The organism is Homoserinibacter gongjuensis, from assembly GCF_030161875.1.
Lineage (GTDB): Bacteria > Actinomycetota > Actinomycetes > Actinomycetales > Microbacteriaceae > Homoserinibacter > Homoserinibacter gongjuensis.
Genome location: NZ_BSVA01000001.1, coordinates 1,341,027 through 1,357,416, shown reverse-complemented (window position 1 = coordinate 1,357,416; position 16,390 = coordinate 1,341,027). Strand labels below are relative to the sequence as shown.

General features: G+C 70.2%; 18 protein-coding genes and 3 pseudogenes. 10 read left to right on the top strand and 11 right to left on the bottom strand.

The genetic code is table 11. The features are described from left to right. Positions 1 to 73 precede the first annotated feature (73 nt). On the top strand, positions 74 to 1,006 hold the full coding sequence (locus QQK29_RS07345; RefSeq protein WP_284299113.1) for a cation diffusion facilitator family transporter: 933 nt from the start codon (positions 74 to 76) through the stop codon (positions 1,004 to 1,006). On the opposite strand, the gene QQK29_RS07340 is transcribed toward QQK29_RS07345, so the two are convergent. Both QQK29_RS07340 and QQK29_RS07335 read right to left on the bottom strand, forming a co-directional pair. Beyond that, a complete protein-coding gene (locus QQK29_RS07340; RefSeq protein ID WP_284299111.1) occupies positions 981 to 1,295 on the bottom strand; it encodes an ArsR/SmtB family transcription factor in 315 nt (104 codons plus the stop codon). The genes QQK29_RS07345 and QQK29_RS07340 overlap by 26 nt on opposite strands. Further along, a complete protein-coding gene (locus QQK29_RS07335; protein WP_284299109.1) occupies positions 1,292 to 1,762 on the bottom strand; it encodes an SRPBCC domain-containing protein in 471 nt (156 codons plus the stop codon). The genes QQK29_RS07340 and QQK29_RS07335 overlap by 4 nt, the downstream gene beginning before the upstream one ends. 190 nt (positions 1,763 to 1,952) lie before the next feature. On the opposite strand from QQK29_RS07335, the gene QQK29_RS07330 reads away from it, so the two are divergent. After that, entirely contained in the window at positions 1,953 to 2,306 is a 354-nt protein-coding gene (locus QQK29_RS07330) for a hypothetical protein (RefSeq protein ID WP_284299107.1), read from the top strand. Positions 2,307 to 2,310: 4 nt separating this feature from the next. On the opposite strand, the gene QQK29_RS07325 is transcribed toward QQK29_RS07330, so the two are convergent. Beyond that, positions 2,311 to 3,039, bottom strand: coding sequence for an IclR family transcriptional regulator (locus tag QQK29_RS07325; RefSeq protein ID WP_284299105.1), 729 nt, complete (start codon positions 3,037 to 3,039; stop codon positions 2,311 to 2,313). A gap of 72 nt (positions 3,040 to 3,111) precedes the next feature. Here QQK29_RS07325 and QQK29_RS07320 point away from each other — a divergent pair, with 72 nt between their 5' ends. Beyond that, entirely contained in the window at positions 3,112 to 4,344 is a 1,233-nt protein-coding gene (locus QQK29_RS07320; protein ID WP_284299103.1) for an iron-containing alcohol dehydrogenase, read from the top strand. Then, positions 4,341 to 5,767: pseudogene (locus QQK29_RS18600) on the top strand (NAD-dependent succinate-semialdehyde dehydrogenase). Before QQK29_RS07320 ends, QQK29_RS18600 begins: the two are co-directional and overlap by 4 nt. Positions 5,768 to 5,781: 14 nt before the next feature. Here QQK29_RS18600 and QQK29_RS07310 read toward each other — a convergent pair. From QQK29_RS07310 to QQK29_RS07275, 8 genes and pseudogenes are all read right to left on the bottom strand, one after another. After that, positions 5,782 to 6,708 carry a cyclase family protein gene (locus QQK29_RS07310; RefSeq protein ID WP_284299101.1) on the bottom strand — a complete coding sequence of 309 codons (927 nt, stop codon included), beginning with the start codon at positions 6,706 to 6,708 and terminating at the stop codon, positions 5,782 to 5,784. Between the two features lie 18 nt (positions 6,709 to 6,726). Continuing rightward, the gene (locus QQK29_RS07305) at positions 6,727 to 7,524 is read right to left on the bottom strand and encodes an IclR family transcriptional regulator (protein ID WP_284299099.1); all 798 of its coding nucleotides are present in this window, start codon (positions 7,522 to 7,524) and stop codon (positions 6,727 to 6,729) included. Positions 7,525 to 7,596: 72 nt separating this feature from the next. Continuing rightward, a complete protein-coding gene (locus tag QQK29_RS07300) occupies positions 7,597 to 8,604 on the bottom strand; it encodes an extracellular solute-binding protein (protein ID WP_284299097.1) in 1,008 nt (335 codons plus the stop codon). Positions 8,605 to 8,836: 232 nt separating this feature from the next. After that, positions 8,837 to 9,049: a TOBE domain-containing protein gene (locus QQK29_RS07295; RefSeq protein WP_284299095.1), complete on the bottom strand. Its 213-nt coding sequence runs from the start codon at positions 9,047 to 9,049 to the stop codon at positions 8,837 to 8,839. Positions 9,050 to 9,489: 440 nt separating this feature from the next. Continuing rightward, a pseudogene (locus tag QQK29_RS07290) lies at positions 9,490 to 9,818 on the bottom strand (ABC transporter ATP-binding protein); the annotation flags it as partial. 163 nt (positions 9,819 to 9,981) lie between these two features. Next, the gene (locus tag QQK29_RS07285; RefSeq protein WP_284299092.1) at positions 9,982 to 10,851 is read right to left on the bottom strand and encodes an ABC transporter permease; all 870 of its coding nucleotides are present in this window, start codon (positions 10,849 to 10,851) and stop codon (positions 9,982 to 9,984) included. Next, positions 10,848 to 11,744 (bottom strand): ABC transporter permease, encoded by an 897-nt coding sequence (locus tag QQK29_RS07280; RefSeq protein WP_284299090.1) that lies wholly within the window; start codon positions 11,742 to 11,744, stop codon positions 10,848 to 10,850. The genes QQK29_RS07285 and QQK29_RS07280 overlap by 4 nt, the downstream gene beginning before the upstream one ends. Then, positions 11,741 to 12,556, bottom strand: a complete 816-nt coding sequence (locus tag QQK29_RS07275) for an IclR family transcriptional regulator (protein WP_284299088.1) — start codon at positions 12,554 to 12,556, stop codon at positions 11,741 to 11,743. Before QQK29_RS07275 ends, QQK29_RS07280 begins: the two co-directional genes overlap by 4 nt. A 230-nt stretch (positions 12,557 to 12,786) precedes the next feature. On the opposite strand from QQK29_RS07275, the gene QQK29_RS07270 reads away from it, so the two are divergent. From QQK29_RS07270 to QQK29_RS07250, 6 genes and pseudogenes are all read left to right on the top strand, one after another. Then, positions 12,787 to 13,716, top strand: a complete 930-nt coding sequence (locus QQK29_RS07270) for a DUF6282 family protein (protein WP_284299085.1) — start codon at positions 12,787 to 12,789, stop codon at positions 13,714 to 13,716. Continuing rightward, positions 13,713 to 14,648 carry a 3,5-dioxohexanoate:acetyl-CoA acetone transferase gene (gene kce, locus QQK29_RS07265; protein ID WP_284299083.1) on the top strand — a complete coding sequence of 312 codons (936 nt, stop codon included), beginning with the start codon at positions 13,713 to 13,715 and terminating at the stop codon, positions 14,646 to 14,648. Before QQK29_RS07270 ends, kce begins: the two co-directional genes overlap by 4 nt. A gap of 13 nt (positions 14,649 to 14,661) precedes the next feature. Further along, a complete protein-coding gene (locus QQK29_RS07260; protein ID WP_284299081.1) occupies positions 14,662 to 15,243 on the top strand; it encodes a hypothetical protein in 582 nt (193 codons plus the stop codon). Beyond that, complete coding sequence (locus tag QQK29_RS07255) at positions 15,237 to 15,596, top strand: cupin domain-containing protein (protein WP_284299079.1); 360 nt, start codon at positions 15,237 to 15,239, stop codon at positions 15,594 to 15,596. The genes QQK29_RS07260 and QQK29_RS07255 overlap by 7 nt, the downstream gene beginning before the upstream one ends. Positions 15,597 to 15,598: 2 nt before the next feature. Further along, positions 15,599 to 15,943: pseudogene (locus QQK29_RS18595) on the top strand (aldolase/citrate lyase family protein); the annotation flags it as partial. Beyond that, a complete protein-coding gene (locus QQK29_RS07250; protein ID WP_284299077.1) occupies positions 15,846 to 16,388 on the top strand; it encodes an aldolase/citrate lyase family protein in 543 nt (180 codons plus the stop codon). The pseudogene QQK29_RS18595 and the gene QQK29_RS07250, both read left to right, overlap by 98 nt. Positions 16,389 to 16,390 lie beyond the last annotated feature (2 nt).

Sequence of the window (16,390 nt, the reverse complement as noted above, 5' to 3'; positions counted from 1 at the left end):
TGTCGATGTGCTGCCACGCTAGGTCGGCATCCGCGCCTGGGCCACGGGGTTGACGCCGGAGCAGAATGGGGCCATGGCGGTCGTCATCGCGTTCCTCGCCAACATCGCCGTCGCGATCGCCAAGACCGCGGCGGCGCTCATCACGGGCTCGGCCTCGCTCGTGGCCGAGGCGCTGCACAGCTGGGCGGATGCCGGCAACGAGGTGTTCCTGCTGATCGCGGAACGCGCGGGGCGGCGGCAACGCGACCGCGCGCATCCGCTGGGCTTCGGCCGCGACGTCTACTTCTGGTCGCTCTTCGCCGCGTTCGGGCTGTTCACGATCGGGGCGGTGCTGTCGATCGTCACGGGAGTGCGCGAGCTGTTCGCCCCGGAGGAGGCGACCGACTATCTGATCGGTTACATCGTGCTGGGCGTCGCGGCGCTGCTCGAAGGCGGCTCGCTCGTGCAGTCGCTGCGCCAGGTGCGACGCGAGACGTCGCGGCTCAGCACGGCGCCCGTCGAGTACGTGCTCAACGGCTCGAATTCCACGTTGCGCGCGATCGTGTTCGAAGACATCGCGGCGCTCATCGGGCTCGCGATCGCGGCCCTCGCGCTCGCGCTGCACGAGGTCACGGGCATCGCGGCGTTCGACGGGGTCGGATCGATCCTCATCGGCGTGCTGCTCGCGGTCGTCGCCGTGCTGCTCATCCAGCGCAACCACCGTTTCCTCGTCGGCATGACGCCGCCCGACTCGGTGCGCCAGGAGGTGCTGCGGCAGGTGCAGCTGCACGTCGCGATCTCGCGCATCACCTTCCTGCACCTCGAGTTCGTCGGGCCCGGCCGCCTGCTGCTCATCGCCGCCGTCGACCTCGTCGACGACGAGGCGGAGTCGGTCGTGGCGGTGCGCTTGCGGCAGGTGTCCGATGACCTCGAGCGCGAGGAGCACATCGCGATCGCCGCCCTCACGCTCGCGCTTCCCGACGAGCCTTCGCTCGAGGTGGCTACAACCCCTCCGCGATCTCCTTGATCGCGGCGAGACGGCGGTCCCACGCGACCCCGACGACCTCGAGGCGGCGCGCGACAGCGGCAAGCTCCGCGCCGACCACGCGATAGCGCACCTCGCGCCCCGCGCGCACGGGCTCGACGAGCCCGACCTCGTGCAATACCGCGAGGTGCTTGGCGATGGCCTGCCGACTCACCGGCAGACGGCCGGCGAGGGCGGACGCCGACGCGTCGCCCTCGCCGAGCGCGGTCAGGATGCTCCACCGCGTCTCGTCGCCGAGCGCCGCGAACACCGTGACGAGAGTGTCGGTCATGCGCCGCCTTCGAGCAACGCGACGAGCTTGTCGAGTTCGTCGGTCCAGCCGGTGCGATGCGCGGCGATGTTGGCGATCGGGTCGCTCGTGACCTCGAACCCGGTCTCGACCACCGTGAGCTGCGTGCCCTCGTCGACCTCCGTGAGGCTGAAGGTGAACACGGTCGAAGTCTCCTCGACGAGGTGGTCGGGCAGCTCACCGGCATCGTCGTTGCACCAGCGGTAGCTGATCGAGTGCGGCGCATCGATCGCCTCGACCCGGATGGGAATCGTTCCGTAGCCCTCGAAGGTCATCGTGCCGGTGGCGCCGACCCCGTGCCCCTCGAGCACCGTGCGACCGAACCACCGCGAGATGTGCGCCGGCTCGGTGATTGCCTGCCACACCTTCTCGCGAGGTGCGGCGATCCGGATGGTGCGGCGCACCGCGAAGGTCTCCTCGTCGGAGACGGCGGGCGCGTTGATGGTCATGCTCATGATGGTGGCCTCCTCAGGCTGTTCATGCAACTCTTTGGTTGCGCTTACTGCAACCCCATAGTTGCATTGACGGTCGGCATCCGCAACCCTGTGATTGCACATGCCGAACCCCCGCCGGCCGCTGTCAAGGGGTGTGAGGCATGCGGACGGCGGGCGTAGACCTGAGCACAGGGAAGGAGACCCCATGACGATCCGACTCAACAACGACGCGCTCTCCCACGCTCGCGGACTCATCCGCGGCGGCGACTTCGAGGCCGACGAGCGCGACGATTGGAGCGAGCACGCGCCCTCAGCCGACGACGGCAATGCGTTCATCGAGAAGCACGGCATGGCCGAGTACGCCCGCTGGTTCCTCGGCGAGGACACGGATGCGACAGAGGGCACCAAGGGCCGCTACCTGTTCCCCTACGGCGACTTCACCAAGGTGCATCGCTGCGCCGTGATCTCGGGCGAGAGCCGTGCCGGGCAGTATGACCACACGAGCATCGAGAAGGCACTCAAGGAGCTCCTCGAGCAGATCGACAAGAAGGCCGACTAGCTGCTCAGGACGCCGCCGAGGAGAGCGCGCGCTCGAGCGCCCGTGCGGTCGCGATCACCGCCGGGGCGAAACGCTCAGCCTGCGATCGCGCGGTCGCGCCCGTCACCGAGAGCGCCGCGATGGCGAACCCGCGCCGGTCGCGCACGGGTGCCGCGACGCAGAACAGTCCGTCGAACGACTCCGCGAGATCGAAGGCGGCGCCCGCTCGCCGCACGCGCGCGAGTTCGGTGCGCAACGCATCCGGGTCGGTGATCGTGGCCCGGGTGAGGGAGAGGAGGGGCCGCTCGAGATACGTGTCGACGTCGGCCTGCGGCGAGAAGGCGAGGATCGCCTTGCCGAGTCCCGTCGCATGCAGCAGCCCGCGGCCTCCCAGTCGCGAGTGCGGAACCCGAAGATCGCGCGCCCCGATCTTCTCGAGGTACACGACGTGGTCGCCCTCGCGGATGGCGAGGTTCGCGGTGAGGCCCGTCACCTCGCGCAGGGTGTGCAGGTGCGCCGATGCGCTCTCCACGAGCCGGTTCGGAGTCGGCGCCATCGCCCCCAACTCGAAGAGCTTCACGCCGAGCCGCACGCCGCGTCCGCCCCGCTCGAGCGCGCCCCATGCGAGCAGCTCGCCGACGAGGCGATGCGTCGTGGAACGCGGCACGCCGGCGCGAGCAGCGAGCTCCCGCACGCTGAGCTCGGGGCGGTCGGGCGTGAAGGCGTCGAGCAGGCGGAAGGCACGCGCGAGCATCGACAGCGATCCGTCCCGGTCCGCGGGACGCCCTCTGGCAGCATCCGCCTCGCCCCGCCCAGGATCGGGGATGTGACCGACACGACCTCTGGCACCCTGCGTCTGCCGCCCCGTATCCACGTGGGCGAGGGTGCCCGCGCCCAGCTGCCCCTGCTCCTGGCCGAGTTCGGCCGGCGCGTCTTCGCGATCGTCGACCCGTTCGTCGCCACGACGCCCGCCTTCGCCGGCATCCGGCACGCGATCGAGGCCGAGGGCGCCCAGCTGACCGTCGCCACCGAGGTGCTGCCCGAGCTGCCGGTCGCCTCGCTCGACGCGCTCGCCGAGCGGGCGCGCGCGGCCCACCCGGATGTCATCCTCGCGATCGGCGGCGGCAGCGCGCTCGATGCCGCGAAGGTGGTGGCCCTGCTCGCCGCCCATGGCGGACCCCTCAGCCGCTACTACGGCGAGAACCTCGTGCCCGGCCCCGTCACGCCGCTGGTCGCCGTGCCCACCACCGCGGGCACCGGGTCGGAGGCCACGCCCGTCGCCGTCGTCACCGACCCCGACCGCGAGCTCAAGGTGGGCGTCTCGAGTCCGTACCTCGTGCCCGCCGCGGCGATCGTCGACGCCGAGCTGACCCTGGGAGCGCCGGCCGGGGTGACCGCCGCCTCGGGGATCGACGCCCTCGTGCACCTCGCCGAGTCGTACACCGCCGCGCCCCTCGGGGCTCACTGGGATGCCGCCTTGCCCGTCTTCACGGGCCGCAACGTCTTCTCCGACGTGATCGCGCTCGACGCGGCCGGCCGCATCGGCCGGTGGTTGCCCGTCGCCGTGGCCGAGCCCGACCACCGCGAGGCCCGGCGCCACCTCGCCTACGCCAGCCTCGTGGGCGGCATGTCGTTCGGTGCGACCGGCACTCATCTCTCCCACGCCCTCCAATACCCGATCGGGGCGCTCACGCACACCGCCCACGGCGTGGGCACCGGGCTGCTGCTGCCGTATGTGCTCGACGCCGTGCGCGTGGATGCGGACGCCGCCGCCCGCATCGCCGAGCTCGGGCGCGCGCTCGGCTCGACGGCGACCTCCGAGGCCGCCCGCATCGACGACGCGGTCGCGCTGACCGCCGAGCTGGGACAGCGCATCGGGTTGCCGCCCTCGCTCGCGGCGCTCGGCCTCGACGCCGCCGAGCTGCCGCGCGTCGCCGAACTGGGCATGGCATCCGCGCGTCTCGTCTCGATGTCGCCGCTGCGTGCCGACGCCGAGCTTCTGCTCGAGATCCTCCACCGCGCCCACGCGGGCACCCTCACGAAACGGAGCACCCGATGACCTTGCGAGCCGACCTCTACATCGACGGGCAGTGGCGCGCCGGGGGCGGCGACGAGCGCTTCGACGTGGTCGACCCGTCCGACCTCTCGGTGATCGAGCGCTTCGCGATCGCGACGGAGGCCGACTGCATGGCGGCCGTCGACGCGGCCTCCGCCGCGCAGGAGTCCTGGGCGGCCACCGCCCCTCGCGCGCGCGGGGAACTGTTGCGAGCCGCCTACGAGGTGCTCGTCGAGGAGGCCGAGCTCTTCGCCGAGATCATGGTGCGCGAGAACGGCAAGTCGTGGAGCGACGCGATGGGCGAGGCCGGCTACGCCACCGAGTTCTTCCGCTGGTTCTCGGAGGAGGCCGTGCGCATCTCGGGCGACTACCGGCTCTCGCCCGGCGGCGACAAGCGCATCGTCGTGGATCGACAGCCGATCGGCGTCTCGTTGCTCATCACGCCGTGGAACTTCCCGGCCGCGATGGCCACCCGCAAGCTCGGCCCCGCGCTCGCCGCGGGCTGCACGACGATCCTCAAGCCCGCTCGCGAGACCCCGCTGACGGCCGCCTACGTCGTCGACGTGCTGCACCGCGTGGGCGTGCCGCGCGGCGTCGTGAACCTCGTGACCCCCGTGCCGACCGGCCCGCTCGTGGCGGCCATGCTCGCGCGCCCCGAGGTGCGCAAGCTCTCGTTCACCGGCTCGACCGAGGTGGGACGCGAACTGCTGCACGCGTGCGCCGACCGCGTCGTGAGCGCCTCGATGGAGCTCGGTGGCAACGCGCCGGTCGTCGTGCTGCCGGGCGCCGACCTCGAGACCGCGGTCGCGGGGCCCTCCAGGCCAAGATGCGCAACGGCGGCTCCGCCTGCACCGCCGCGAACCGCTTCTACGTGCACGACTCGCTGCATGACGCCTTCGTCGAGCGGATGGCAGCCGAGCTCGCCGCCTACCGGGTGGGGTCGGGGCTCGACCGCGAGAACCAGCTCGGCGCGCTCGTGTCGACGACCGAGCGCGACAAGGTCGCCGCCCTCGTCGACGCCGCGCGCGCGGAGGGTGCCGTCGTCGTGACCGGCGGAACCGCATCCGAGACCGGCGCCTTCTACGCGCCCACCCTGCTCACCGGTGTGCAGCACGGATCGCGCATCACCGAGACCGAGATCTTCGGCCCGGTCACGAGCGTGGTGCGCTTCAGCGAGGTCGACGAGGCCGTGCGCATGGCCAACGACACGATCTACGGCCTCATGGCGTACGTCTTCGGCGAGGAGCGCGAGGCGATCGCCGTGGCGAGGCGCCTCGAGGCGGGCATGGTGGCCGTCAACCGCGGCGTCGTGAGCGATCCCGCCGCGCCTTTCGGCGGTGTCAAGCAGAGCGGCCTCGGGCGCGAGGGCTCCTCCGAGGGCATCCTGGAGTACCTCGAGGAGAAGTACATCGCCCTCACCGCCTGAGCGCGCACCGGTGGTCATTTGATGGCGAGCGCGTTGGGCGGTGAGCCCGCGGCACCGGGCAGGTTGAGCGGCTTCACCGTGAGGAAGAACTCCCAGACGCCGTCGTCGGCGCAGTCGGCGGCGAGCTCGTCGAGCTTCCAGAGCTCACCGAGCGCCATGCCGAGCAGCGCGATGAGCGGACGATGCAGCATGCCCGAGTGGTCGACGCCCCGCTCGGGAGGCGTCTCACCGGGGTAGCGGAAGTCGCTCTCGAGCACCGGGTCGGCCTCGACCGCGAGGTTGTCGGCGGCCACGAGCGCGATCTCGCGCTCCCACAGCCAGCGCAGCACGCCCTCCTCCTGCGCGAGGCCCGGGGAGAGCCGCCACGGCGTCACGGCGCGTTCCTCGGGGGACTTCGCGAGGTAGCGCTCGGCCCAGGCGGTGCGCAGCAGCAGCAGCTCGCCCCCGTGGAACTCGACGTCGTGGAAGGCCGCGAGCTCGTCGAGCATGCGCGCGTCGATGCGGATGGTGCGCTCCGTGTCGTAGTCGAGGCCGCGATCGGCGAAGAACCGCGGCACGTCCAGCAGCACGCCGCGACCGGCGATGCCGGCATCCGCGTAGTTCTGGATGCCGAGCGCGGTCGAGCCCTCGGCGTTGTCATCGGGGGCGAGCCCCCGTAGAAGCCGTGCAGCGGATGGCCGATGTGGCGCAAGGCGTCGAGCTGCGACGACGACTGCAGATAGAAGGAGTCGATCCAGTCGTCGCGGTGGAACTCGTTGTTGGCGAACACATGGTGCTCGATGGGGCGCCGGGTTCCCGTCGGGTACGGCTCGAACGCGGTGAGCGGATGGTCGAGGCTGAACCGCTTTCCCGTGCGGATGAGCCGCGCGGCGGATGCGACCCGCTCGGGCGTCAGGAAGTTGACGGTGCCGAGCTGGTCGCCCGCACCGAAGGTGCTCCAACTGGAGCCGGGTGGCTGCTCATTCAGCAACTCGTCGTAGCTGGGCATTCGGAGCTCCCTCGCGGCCGGCGAGCTCGGCGCCGAGCGCGGCCGCAGTCGAGGTGAGGGCCGAGAGGAGCGGGGAACCGGGCGAGAGGTCGGCGCCGAGCTCCGAGCCGAGCAGCGCCACGGTGGCGCAGATCCCGTGCTCGTCGAACACCGGCGCCGCCGCCCCGTAGATCCCGTCGGGGAGCTTGGAGACGTAGTAGCCGGTGCGGCGGGCGGTGTAGATCGCCGCTTCGAGCTCGGCGCGCTGAGGCGCCGGAAGTGGTTCCATCGTCCTCTCGACCGTCAGATGGTCGGTGAGGTGGGCGAGGAAGACGCGCGTCTGCGACGCCGAGAGGTCGAGCTGAGTGCCCGGGCGCACGGTCACGTGGACCGTGCGGGCCGGGTCCTCCTGCACGAGGGCGACGACCGGAGCGTCGATCCCCCACAGGCTCAGGACGGCCGTCGCGCCGGAGGTGCGGGCGAGTTCGTCGAGGTACCCGGGAGCGATGTCGACGACCCGCTTCCGGTGGAGGGCGTGGATGCCGAGCTGCAGCAGGAGGCCTCCGAGCGTGAACGCGCCCTTGCGGGTTCCGCGCTCCAGGATGCCGGCGGTCACCATCGACATGGCGTAGCGGTACGCCGTGGTGCGGTTCAGGCCGACACGCTCGGCGATGTCCGCCGCCGTGAGCTCGACGGTCCGCGGGCCGAACAGACTGAGGATCTGCCCGACCCGCGACACCGACTGGATGTCGAAGTTCGAGGTCTCGCCGCCGGGTTCAGTGTTCGCCATCGCCTGATCGTAGTTCACATGGGGAACACCTCCCCGGCGGTCGTCATGATTCGACTCGACTCTCTGGCGGACTCAGCCGGCCAACCAGTTGGTCAATTTCGTCGACGCGTCGTTGAAGTTCTCGGCGTACCAGGGGATGTCCTGCAGCACCGTGATCCCCGGGTTGGTCTTGGGGTTGTAGACCTCGACCTGGCTCGCGTACTCGTTGAGGTTGAGCTTCGCGGCCATGTTGATGGGTGCGACACCAAGCAGCTCCGAGATCTTGGCCACGGGGCCCGGCTCCATGACGCTCGCGAGGAACTTCTCGACGGCGGCCTTCTTCGTCGAGCCCTTCGGCACGGCGAACGCGTTGATCGAGGCGACCGTGACATCCCACACGATGGTGAGGTCATCGCCCTCGGCCAGCTGCGGCACGATGCGCGAGTCGGGCAGGAAGAACATGTCAACCTGGTCGGCCGCGACGGCCTGCTGCAGGGCCCCGACGTTCGGGGCGAAGGTCGTCACCGCGCGGATCTTCTCGAGCTCGTCGAGCGCCTTGTCGACGTCGAGCGGGTAGAGGTTCTCCGGGTCGGCTCCCGCGGCGATCGAGGCGTACTCCAGGATGCCGTTCTGCAGGTTGGTGACGAAGCCGCGCTGGCCCGGGAACTTGTCGACGTCGAAGAAGTCCTCGACGGTCTTCGGTCCGCCGTTCGGGAACGCGTCGGTGCGGTAGGCCATCGGGGTCGCGTTGATCCAGTTGGCCGTGTAGCACTTGCCGACCGAGCCCGGGATGAGGTCTTCCTCTGGCACGGTGAGCTCGATGTCGAGCGGCTCGAAGAGCGTGTCGCAGTTCTGCTCGGCCGCGTAGGGGGCCGTCGCGATGACGTCCCACTGCACGGCGCCGGCCTCGACCTGCGCTTTGACCTGCGCCACGTCGGGCGGCGAGGTGTTGACGAAGGTCACGTTCGGGTGCGCCTCGGTGTAGGGCACCTGCCAGGCCTGGATCTGTGCGTCCTGCCCGGCGCCGCCGTAGCCGACGTAGGTGATGGTGACGGGGTCGTCGGCTCCGCCGCTGCCGGCGGGCGCGGGGTGCCCGCGCAACCGGCCAGCAGCCCTACGGCCGCGACGAGGCCCACGCCGGAGACGACGGCGCGCCGTCCGGCTCGGGTTCGGAATGTGATTCGGGACATCGTTGTCTGTTCCTCCGGGTCGAGAGTCCGGCGGTCGCCGGACTCGGGTGTACGTGTTCTCTGGAGTTGGCATCCGCGGAAGCGGATGTTCGACGGAGTCCCAGCCGTCGGGATCGCGGCCCACCGAGGTCGGCCGCGACGTCTCATGCAGCGACGAGGCGCTGGCGCTCGGGGCGCCAGTGCGCGATCACCTCGTCTCCGATCGCGACCGACGCGTCGAAGGCGTCGATCCGCGCGCGGCCCGTCACGCCTGCCGCGCCGAAGGCGAGCATGGCGGTGCGGTACGCGCCCATGTATTCGAGGTCGACCACGCGTGCGCCGACCGAGTTCGCATCCGCCGGCAGCGCGGCACCCACGGTCGCGATCCCGATGTCCTCGGGTCGCACCACGACCGCCGCCTGGCGCCGCACGCCGGGATGCGTCGCGATGGTGGCGGGATCGACGGCCCACTCGCGGTCCTCCCAGCCCACGCGTGCGCCATCCGCTCCCCGGCGAGCTCGAAGACGTTCGAGTCGCCGAGGAACCGCGCGGTGAAGAGCGTCTCGGGCCGGCGGTAGAGCTCCTCGGGGCTGCCGACCTGCTCGATGTGGCCCTGGTTGAACAGGGCGATGCGGTCGGAGAGGTTCATGGCCTCTTCCTGGTCGTGCGTCACGAACACGAACGTCGATCCCACCTCGCGGTGGATGCGGCGGATCTCGGCCTGCAGCGCGCCGCGCAGGTTGCGGTCGAGTGCCCCGAGCGGCTCATCGAGCAGCAGCGCCTTGGGGTCGAACACGATCGCGCGCGCGAGCGCCACGCGCTGCTGCTGTCCGCCCGAGAGCTGCGTGGGGTAGTGGTCGTCGCGACCGGTCAGCTGCACGAGCTCGAGCACGGCGGCGACCTTCTGCGCGATCAGCTCCTTCGACATCCGGCGTTCCCGCAACGGGTACGCGACGTTCTGCGCGACGGTCATGTGCGGGAAGAGCGCGTAGTTCTGGAACAGCATGCCCAGATCGCGCTTGTGCGGCGGCAGCTTGCCGACGTCGGCGCCGTTGAGGGCGATCCTTCCTCGGTGAGGCTCTCGAAGCCGGCGATGAGGTTGAGGGTCGTGGTCTTGCCCGAGCCCGAGGGGCCGAGCAGCGTCATGAACTCGCCCGGCTCGATCGTGAGCGTGATGTCGTCGACGGCGGGCACGGCGAGGCCGTAGTCCTTCGTGACGTGCTCGAGATGGATGCGGGTGCCGCCCGTCGCGGTCGGGGTGGCGGCGGCGCTGTCGGCGCGCACGGTCGTCGAGGTGGTCATGGTTCTCCTATCGGCGCTTCGGGCGTCGCGCGAGCATCGGGATGAGCAGCAGCAGGGTCACGGTCACGACCACGAGGCTGGAGGCCGCGGCGATCGTCGGATCGACCTCGACGGTGACGGCCGTGTACATCTGCACGGGCAGGGTCTGGAAGGTGGGCGAGCGCAGGAACAGCGCGATGACGACCTCGTCGAGCGAGGTCACGAAGGCGAACACGGCACCCGTCGCGACGCCGCGACCGATGAGCGGCAGAGTCACCCGCAGGAAGGTGCGCACGGGCGAGGCGCCGAGGGATGCGGATGCGCGCAGCAGCTTGGTGTCGAACCCGCCGAGAGCGCTCGTCACCGAGACGAGCACGAACGGCACGCCGATCGCCGCGTGGGCGAACACGTAGCCCCACATCGACCCCACGAGGTGCCACTGCAGGAAGGAGATGTACACGGCGACGGCGATGACGATCGCGGGCGTCACCATCGACACCATGAGCAGGGTGCGCACGAGGCGCGAGAAGCGGCTCGTGAGGTTGTTCAACCCGAGCGCGGCAGCGGTGCCGACGGTCGTCGCGATCATGGCGGCGAGCACCGCGACGAGCAGCGAGTTCAGCAGCGAGCCGATCCACTTCGGGTTGGTGAAGAAGTTGCGGTAGAGCTCGAAGGTGAACTCCTTCGGCGGGAACTGGAAGCTGCCCTGGCCGCCGAAGCTCATCGGGATCACGACGAGCGTCGGCAGCGTGAAGTACACCGCGACCGCGATGCCCACGACGGCCAGCCACCAGGGGATGGGGTCGACCGATCGGTCACGGCGACGGCGGCCCCGCGGTCCGGCCGTGATGGCGGCGGTCTCCAGCAGCTCCGGGGTGTCCTGGGCGAGCGAGCTCATCGGCGGGCCCCCGATCCGGTCGCGACGACGCCGATCGCCGAGATCGTGCCGCCGACGCGGTTGGCCCAGGCCACGAGCAGCAGCGTGATGACGAGCACGACCATGCCGAGCGCGCCGGCGCCCTCGAAGTCGAGCAGCTGCATCGTGCGCTGCGCGAGCAGCTGTGCGATGAGCGACTGCTGCGGCGAACCGAGCAGGGCGGGCGTCACATAGAAGCCGAGACTCAGGGTGAACACCAGGATGAGGCCGGCCACGACACCGCCGCGCGACAGCGGCCAGTAGACCTTCCAGAACGCCACGATGGGCGGCGATCCGAGGCCACGCGCCGCGAGCAGCAGCCGACGGTCGATCGCCGAGAGCGAGCTGAACAGCGGCAGCACCATGAACGGCAGCAGCACCTGGCTCATGGCGATCGTGACGCCGATCTGCGAGCCGACGAGCTGGATGTCGCCGAGGCCGATCCAGCTGAGCGCGGTCTGCACGGGCCCGCCGCGCTGCAGGATCACGAGCCAGGCGAAGTTGCGGGCCATCACCGAGGTCCAGAACGGGATGAGCACGATGACGAGCAGGATCGCGCGGGAGCGATCGCTCACGCGCGTCATGAAGTAGGCGTAGGGGTACCCGAGCAGGAACGCCACGACCGTCGTGAGCGCCGCGGTCGTGGCCGTGCGTCCGAGCACCGTGAGGGTGACCCCGTCGGTGAACAGCTCGATGTAGTGCTCGAGCGTCCAGGTGGGGCTCGCGATGCTGCGGATGAAGCTCTGCGCGAGCGGAACGAGCAGCACGGCCGTGAGCAGCACGAGCGCGGGCACGAGCAGCATCCAGTTCGCGTTGATGCGCCGCCGCTGCTGGGCGCGCGTAACGGTCGCGATATCGGTTGTCGGGTCGGTCACGATGTCCTTTCCTCCGAGGCGAGCATCACGCTGAGCTTGTCGGCGGCCTCGCGCAGCAGCTCGACGCGTCCGGCGACGTCGTCGGGCGACAGCACGGGACTCGTGCCGAGCAGCGCGATCGCCGCCTGGATGTCGTGGGGACCGAAGATCGGCGCGGCCACGGATGCCAGCCCGATGCGGCCGAGGTCGGCCCACGCGAGTCGGTCTCGGCGCACCCGCGCGAGCGCCGCGGTCTCCACGCGACGCTCCTCCTCGGTGAGGGCGGCGTGCACGCGGGCGACGACGGCGGGGTCGGACTGGAAGGCGAGCAGCACGCGCGACTGCGCGGCGCGCACCTCGAGCACCGTGCCGGTGCGCACGGTGAGGATGATCGTGCCGGCGCTCGCCTCCTCGACGAGGGTCACGACGGCTCCCGTGCGCCCGAGGAAGCTCACCACGCAGGTGAGGCCGGTGCGATCGGAGAGCTCGCGCATGATGGCGGGCGCGATGCCGAGCAGCTGCTGCCGGCCGGCGAGCAGGGCCGAGAGCTGATCGAAGAGGGGCCCGAGGCCGTAGGAGCTGTCGAGGAAGCCCGAGCTCTGCAACGACTGCAGGTAGCGGTGCGCTGTCGACCGGTTGAGGCCGAGGCGCTCGGCGACGAGTCCGGGCGTCAGCATGCGGGTGTGCTGGTTGAACAGGCCGAGCACGGCAGCGGCCCGCTCGATCGATTGGATCGATCCGCGTTCGCCCTCGAGCACGAGTTCCGGCAACCCGAGCAACTCGCGCGCATCCTCCTCGGACGTCGCGTCGCGAGTGGGAGATCCGGTGCTCATCGTCACCTCCTCGTTGAGGTCGTCATGTTCGAAATGCAATCTGCGTTTTCAGAATACGAACGCTAGAGCAGGATGCCACGTTCGTCAATATGCGCGGCCGAATCGCGCATCCGCTGCGCACATCCAGGAATTAGGGCTTGGAGAGCCGGGCGAGACGGTGTAGACATGTCACCGCGTGATCCGTAATCTGAACACGCACTTCGCCATCCGAACACAAGGAGGTTCGTCGGATGTCATCCGTCGACGATCGGGCCACCCCGTCACCCGCACTGCTCAAGGTCCTCACGGGGGCGGTCGACCTGCACACCCACTCGGGTCCGAGCCCGTTCCCCCGACGCATCAACCACGTGGAGGCCTCCTACGACGCCGCACGGATCGGCATGCGCGCCATCCTCATCAAGTCGCACCACCACAACACGGTCATGGACCTGCTGGCCATGCGCGACCTGCTCGCGGACGCGCCGACGCCCGCCTACGGCGGCGTCGCCCTCAACTCCGAGGTCGGCGGCATCAACCCCTCGGCCGTCGCCGTCGCCATCAAGATGGGCGGCCGCGCGGTGTGGGGACCCACCGTCTCGGCGGCCCAGCACATCGCCGCGCACAGCCACGACGACGGCTTCCCGACCGCCGGCTCCGACCTCGAGGAGAAGGTCGAGTCGGTCTTCGACGACACGGGCAAGGTCTCGGCCGAGACCGTGCGCGTCACCCAGCTCATCGCGAAGGCCGACATCATGCTGAGCGGCGGCCACCTCGACGTCGAGTCGCAGAAGGCGCTCTTCGCGACCGCGAAGGAGAACGGCGTGCGCCGCATCCTCCTGCATCACCCTGACTTCATCGTCGGCGCATCCGAGAACGACGTCGAGGAGCTGCTCTCCTACGGCGCGTTCGTGGAGCACGAGATGTCCATGTACCACCCGGGCGTCCCAGCGCCCGGGTGGCCGATCACCCGCCTCATCGACTGGATCGAGCGGGTCGGCCCCGAGCGCACCGTCATCGACTCCGACCTCGGCCAGGAGGGCAACCCGCTGCCGGTCGACGGCTACCTCTACGTCACCCAGCAGTTGCTCGACCACGGCATCTCCGAGAAGGACGTGCGGCAGATGATGTGCCACAACACCGCCTACCTCCTCGGTCTCGAGGACTCGCCGAAGGCCGGATGATGCACACGGCAGAGAAGGTGATCATCAGCACCGCGGTCACCGGCAGCGTCAACGTGCCGTCGCAGAGCGACTACCTGCCGCTCTCTCCCGAGGAGGTCGTGCGCGCATCGGTGGAGGCGGCGGCCGCCGGCTCGGCGATCATCCACCTGCACGCGCGCCACCCCGACGGCCGGCCGGCGTTCGAGGCGGGCATGTTCGAGCAGATCATCCCGCCGATCCTCGAGCAGGTCGACGTGGTCATCAACATCTCCACGGGCGGCTCCTCGCAGATGACCATGGACGAACGCCTGGCGGGTGCCACCCGGTTCAGCCCCGAGCTCGCCTCGCTCAACATGGGGTCGATGAACTTCGTGTACTCCGGCATCGCCGACAAGGTGACGAACTGGAAGCATGACTGGGAGGAGCCGTACGTGCGCGGCACGTACAGCCACCCGTTCATCAACTCCTTCGACCGCATCGAGTACGTGCTGCGGGAGCTGGGCGAGAAGCGCGGCACCCGGTTCGAGTTCGAGTGCTACGACATCGGGCACCTGTACTCGCTCGCCTACTTCGTCGACAAGGGCCTCGCCGAGCCGCCGTTCATGATCCAGGGCGTGTTCGGCATCCTGGGCGGCATCGGCGCCGACCACGCCAATCTCGAGCACATGGTGCGCATCGCCGACAAGCTCTTCGGCGACGACTACCAGTTCTCGGCCTTCGCAGCGGGCCGTGACCAGATGCAGTTCGCCACGCACTCCGCCTGGCTCGGCGGCCACGTGCGCGTCGGCCTCGAAGACAGCCTCTGGATCGGCAAGGGCCGGCTCGCCGAGAGCAACGCCCAGCAGGTCGAGAAGATCCGCGGCGTGATCGAAGACCTCGGCCGCCCGATCGCCACCCCCGACGACGCCCGCCGCATGCTCGGCCTCAAGGGTCTCGCGGGCGTCACCCTCTAGAGAACGGACGCAGATGAGCTACACCAAGGACGACATCCGATCCACCCTGCAGGCGACCGCGCCGACGGTCGAGGTCGACCCGTCGACCCCGATCAAGCCCTCGCAGTGGATCGAGTTCCTGAACCTCGACCCGAGCCAGACCCTGCCCCACGGCAGCCGGGTGTGGAACGCGCGCGCCTCGAACCTCGTCGTGTCGTATGCCGGCGCCCGGGCGGGCGACGTGCTCGAGCGGCCGGGCCAGATCGACGAGTACTGCGTGCTGCAGTACTCCGAAAGCGCCCGCATCCGCGTGGTCGCCTCGGGCGAGACCGCCGACGTGCACGAGGAGGCGTTCGTCGTGGTGCCGCCCGGCGACTCGCGCATCGAGGTGCTGAGCGACGGCCCCGTCATCCGGCTGTTCTCGGTGCGCTCCGACGAGTTGCGCGACGCGGCGCTCAACGCCGACGCGTACGAGGTTCCGGATGTGCGGTGCGCGCCGCTCGGGGAGTGGCCGGAGCCTGTGGGGGCTTCCGCCTGCGGGTGTACCGCCTCGCGGAGACCCCGATCGCCCCCGGACGCTTCGGGCGCATCTTCCGCACCACGAACGTCATGGTGAACTTCCTCGCCGAGGAACCCGCCCCGCGGGACCGACACAAGCTCTCACCGCACCACCACGACGATTTCGAACAGATCTCGCTCGCGGTCAAGGGCGACTTCGTGCACCACATCCGGTACCCGTGGGGGCCGGACTCCGCCGCATGGCGCACCGACGAGCACCGGCAGATCGCCACGCCGTCGATCTGCGTCATCCCGCCGCCCACGGTGCATACGACTCAGGGCGTGGGATCCCACCAGCAGCTCATCGACATCTTCTCGCCGCCGCGCGTCGACTTCTCGGTCTCGGGCTGGGTGCTCAACGCCGCCGACTACCCGGCGCCGCCCGACCGCGGCATCCCCGAGGGGAACTGACGGTGCCCACGTTGCCGCTCGGGCGCAGCTTGTTCCGCGCCGCGCTCGCGGATCCGGGCCGGGTACCGCTCGGCACCTGGGTGAAGCTGCCCGCGACCGAGAGCATGGAACTCGTCGCGCTCGCCGGATTCGACTTCGCGGTGATCGACCTCGAGCACTCGGCGATGAACCTCGAGACCGCGTTCCGTCATATCGGAACGGCCCTGCTCACGGGCGTCTCGCCGATCGTGCGGGTGCCGAGCCTCGAGGGTGGCATCGCGCAACGGATCCTCGACGCGGGGGCCGAGGGCATCATGCTGCCGCACGTCGACACTGTCGAGCAGGCACGGGCCGCGGTCGCCGCCGTGCGCTTTCCCCGCTCGGCACCCGCGGCGTCGGCAGCACGAGCCGCGCCGGCGCCTGGGGGCCGTCTCGCGCGACGAGTACCTGCGCTACGGCAACGAGGAGGTCGTGCTGATCCCGCAGCTCGAGAGCGCGGAGGCGGCACGCAACGCCCGCGAGATCGCTGCGGTCGACGGGGTCGACGTGCTGCTCGTGGGGGCCGCCGATCTCTCGACGAGCGAGGGGCTCGCCGAGTCCGACCCCACCGTCGTGGAGTTGATCACCGGAGCCGTGCGCGCGGTGCACGCCGTCGGAAAGCCCATCGGCAACGCCGGCGGCGCGAGCGCGGCGCACGTGCAGGCGTCGCTCGAGACGGGCTTCGACTTCACGCTCATGAGCAATGACGCGAGCCTGCTGGGCTCTGCCGCCCGGGCCGCCGTCGAGGCGGGCAGGTCGGTGCACCGTGGATGATG

Excerpts from the sequence above, each read along its gene's own strand:
- QQK29_RS07345 (WP_284299113.1), top strand. The coding sequence starts at position 74 with ATGGCGGTCGTCATCGCGTTCCTCGCCAACATCGCCGTCGCGATCGCC.
- QQK29_RS07340 (WP_284299111.1), bottom strand. The coding sequence starts at position 1,295 with ATGACCGACACTCTCGTCACGGTGTTCGCGGCGCTCGGCGACGAGACG.
- QQK29_RS07335 (WP_284299109.1), bottom strand. The coding sequence starts at position 1,762 with ATGACCATCAACGCGCCCGCCGTCTCCGACGAGGAGACCTTCGCGGTG.
- QQK29_RS07330 (WP_284299107.1), top strand. The coding sequence starts at position 1,953 with ATGACGATCCGACTCAACAACGACGCGCTCTCCCACGCTCGCGGACTC.
- QQK29_RS07325 (WP_284299105.1), bottom strand. The coding sequence starts at position 3,039 with ATGCTCGCGCGTGCCTTCCGCCTGCTCGACGCCTTCACGCCCGACCGC.
- QQK29_RS07305 (WP_284299099.1), bottom strand. The coding sequence starts at position 7,524 with ATGGCGAACACTGAACCCGGCGGCGAGACCTCGAACTTCGACATCCAG.
- QQK29_RS07285 (WP_284299092.1), bottom strand. The coding sequence starts at position 10,851 with ATGAGCTCGCTCGCCCAGGACACCCCGGAGCTGCTGGAGACCGCCGCC.
- QQK29_RS07275 (WP_284299088.1), bottom strand. The coding sequence starts at position 12,556 with ATGAGCACCGGATCTCCCACTCGCGACGCGACGTCCGAGGAGGATGCG.
- QQK29_RS07270 (WP_284299085.1), top strand. The coding sequence starts at position 12,787 with ATGTCATCCGTCGACGATCGGGCCACCCCGTCACCCGCACTGCTCAAG.
- kce (WP_284299083.1), top strand. The coding sequence starts at position 13,713 with ATGATGCACACGGCAGAGAAGGTGATCATCAGCACCGCGGTCACCGGC.
- QQK29_RS07260 (WP_284299081.1), top strand. The coding sequence starts at position 14,662 with ATGAGCTACACCAAGGACGACATCCGATCCACCCTGCAGGCGACCGCG.
- QQK29_RS07255 (WP_284299079.1), top strand. The coding sequence starts at position 15,237 with ATGGTGAACTTCCTCGCCGAGGAACCCGCCCCGCGGGACCGACACAAG.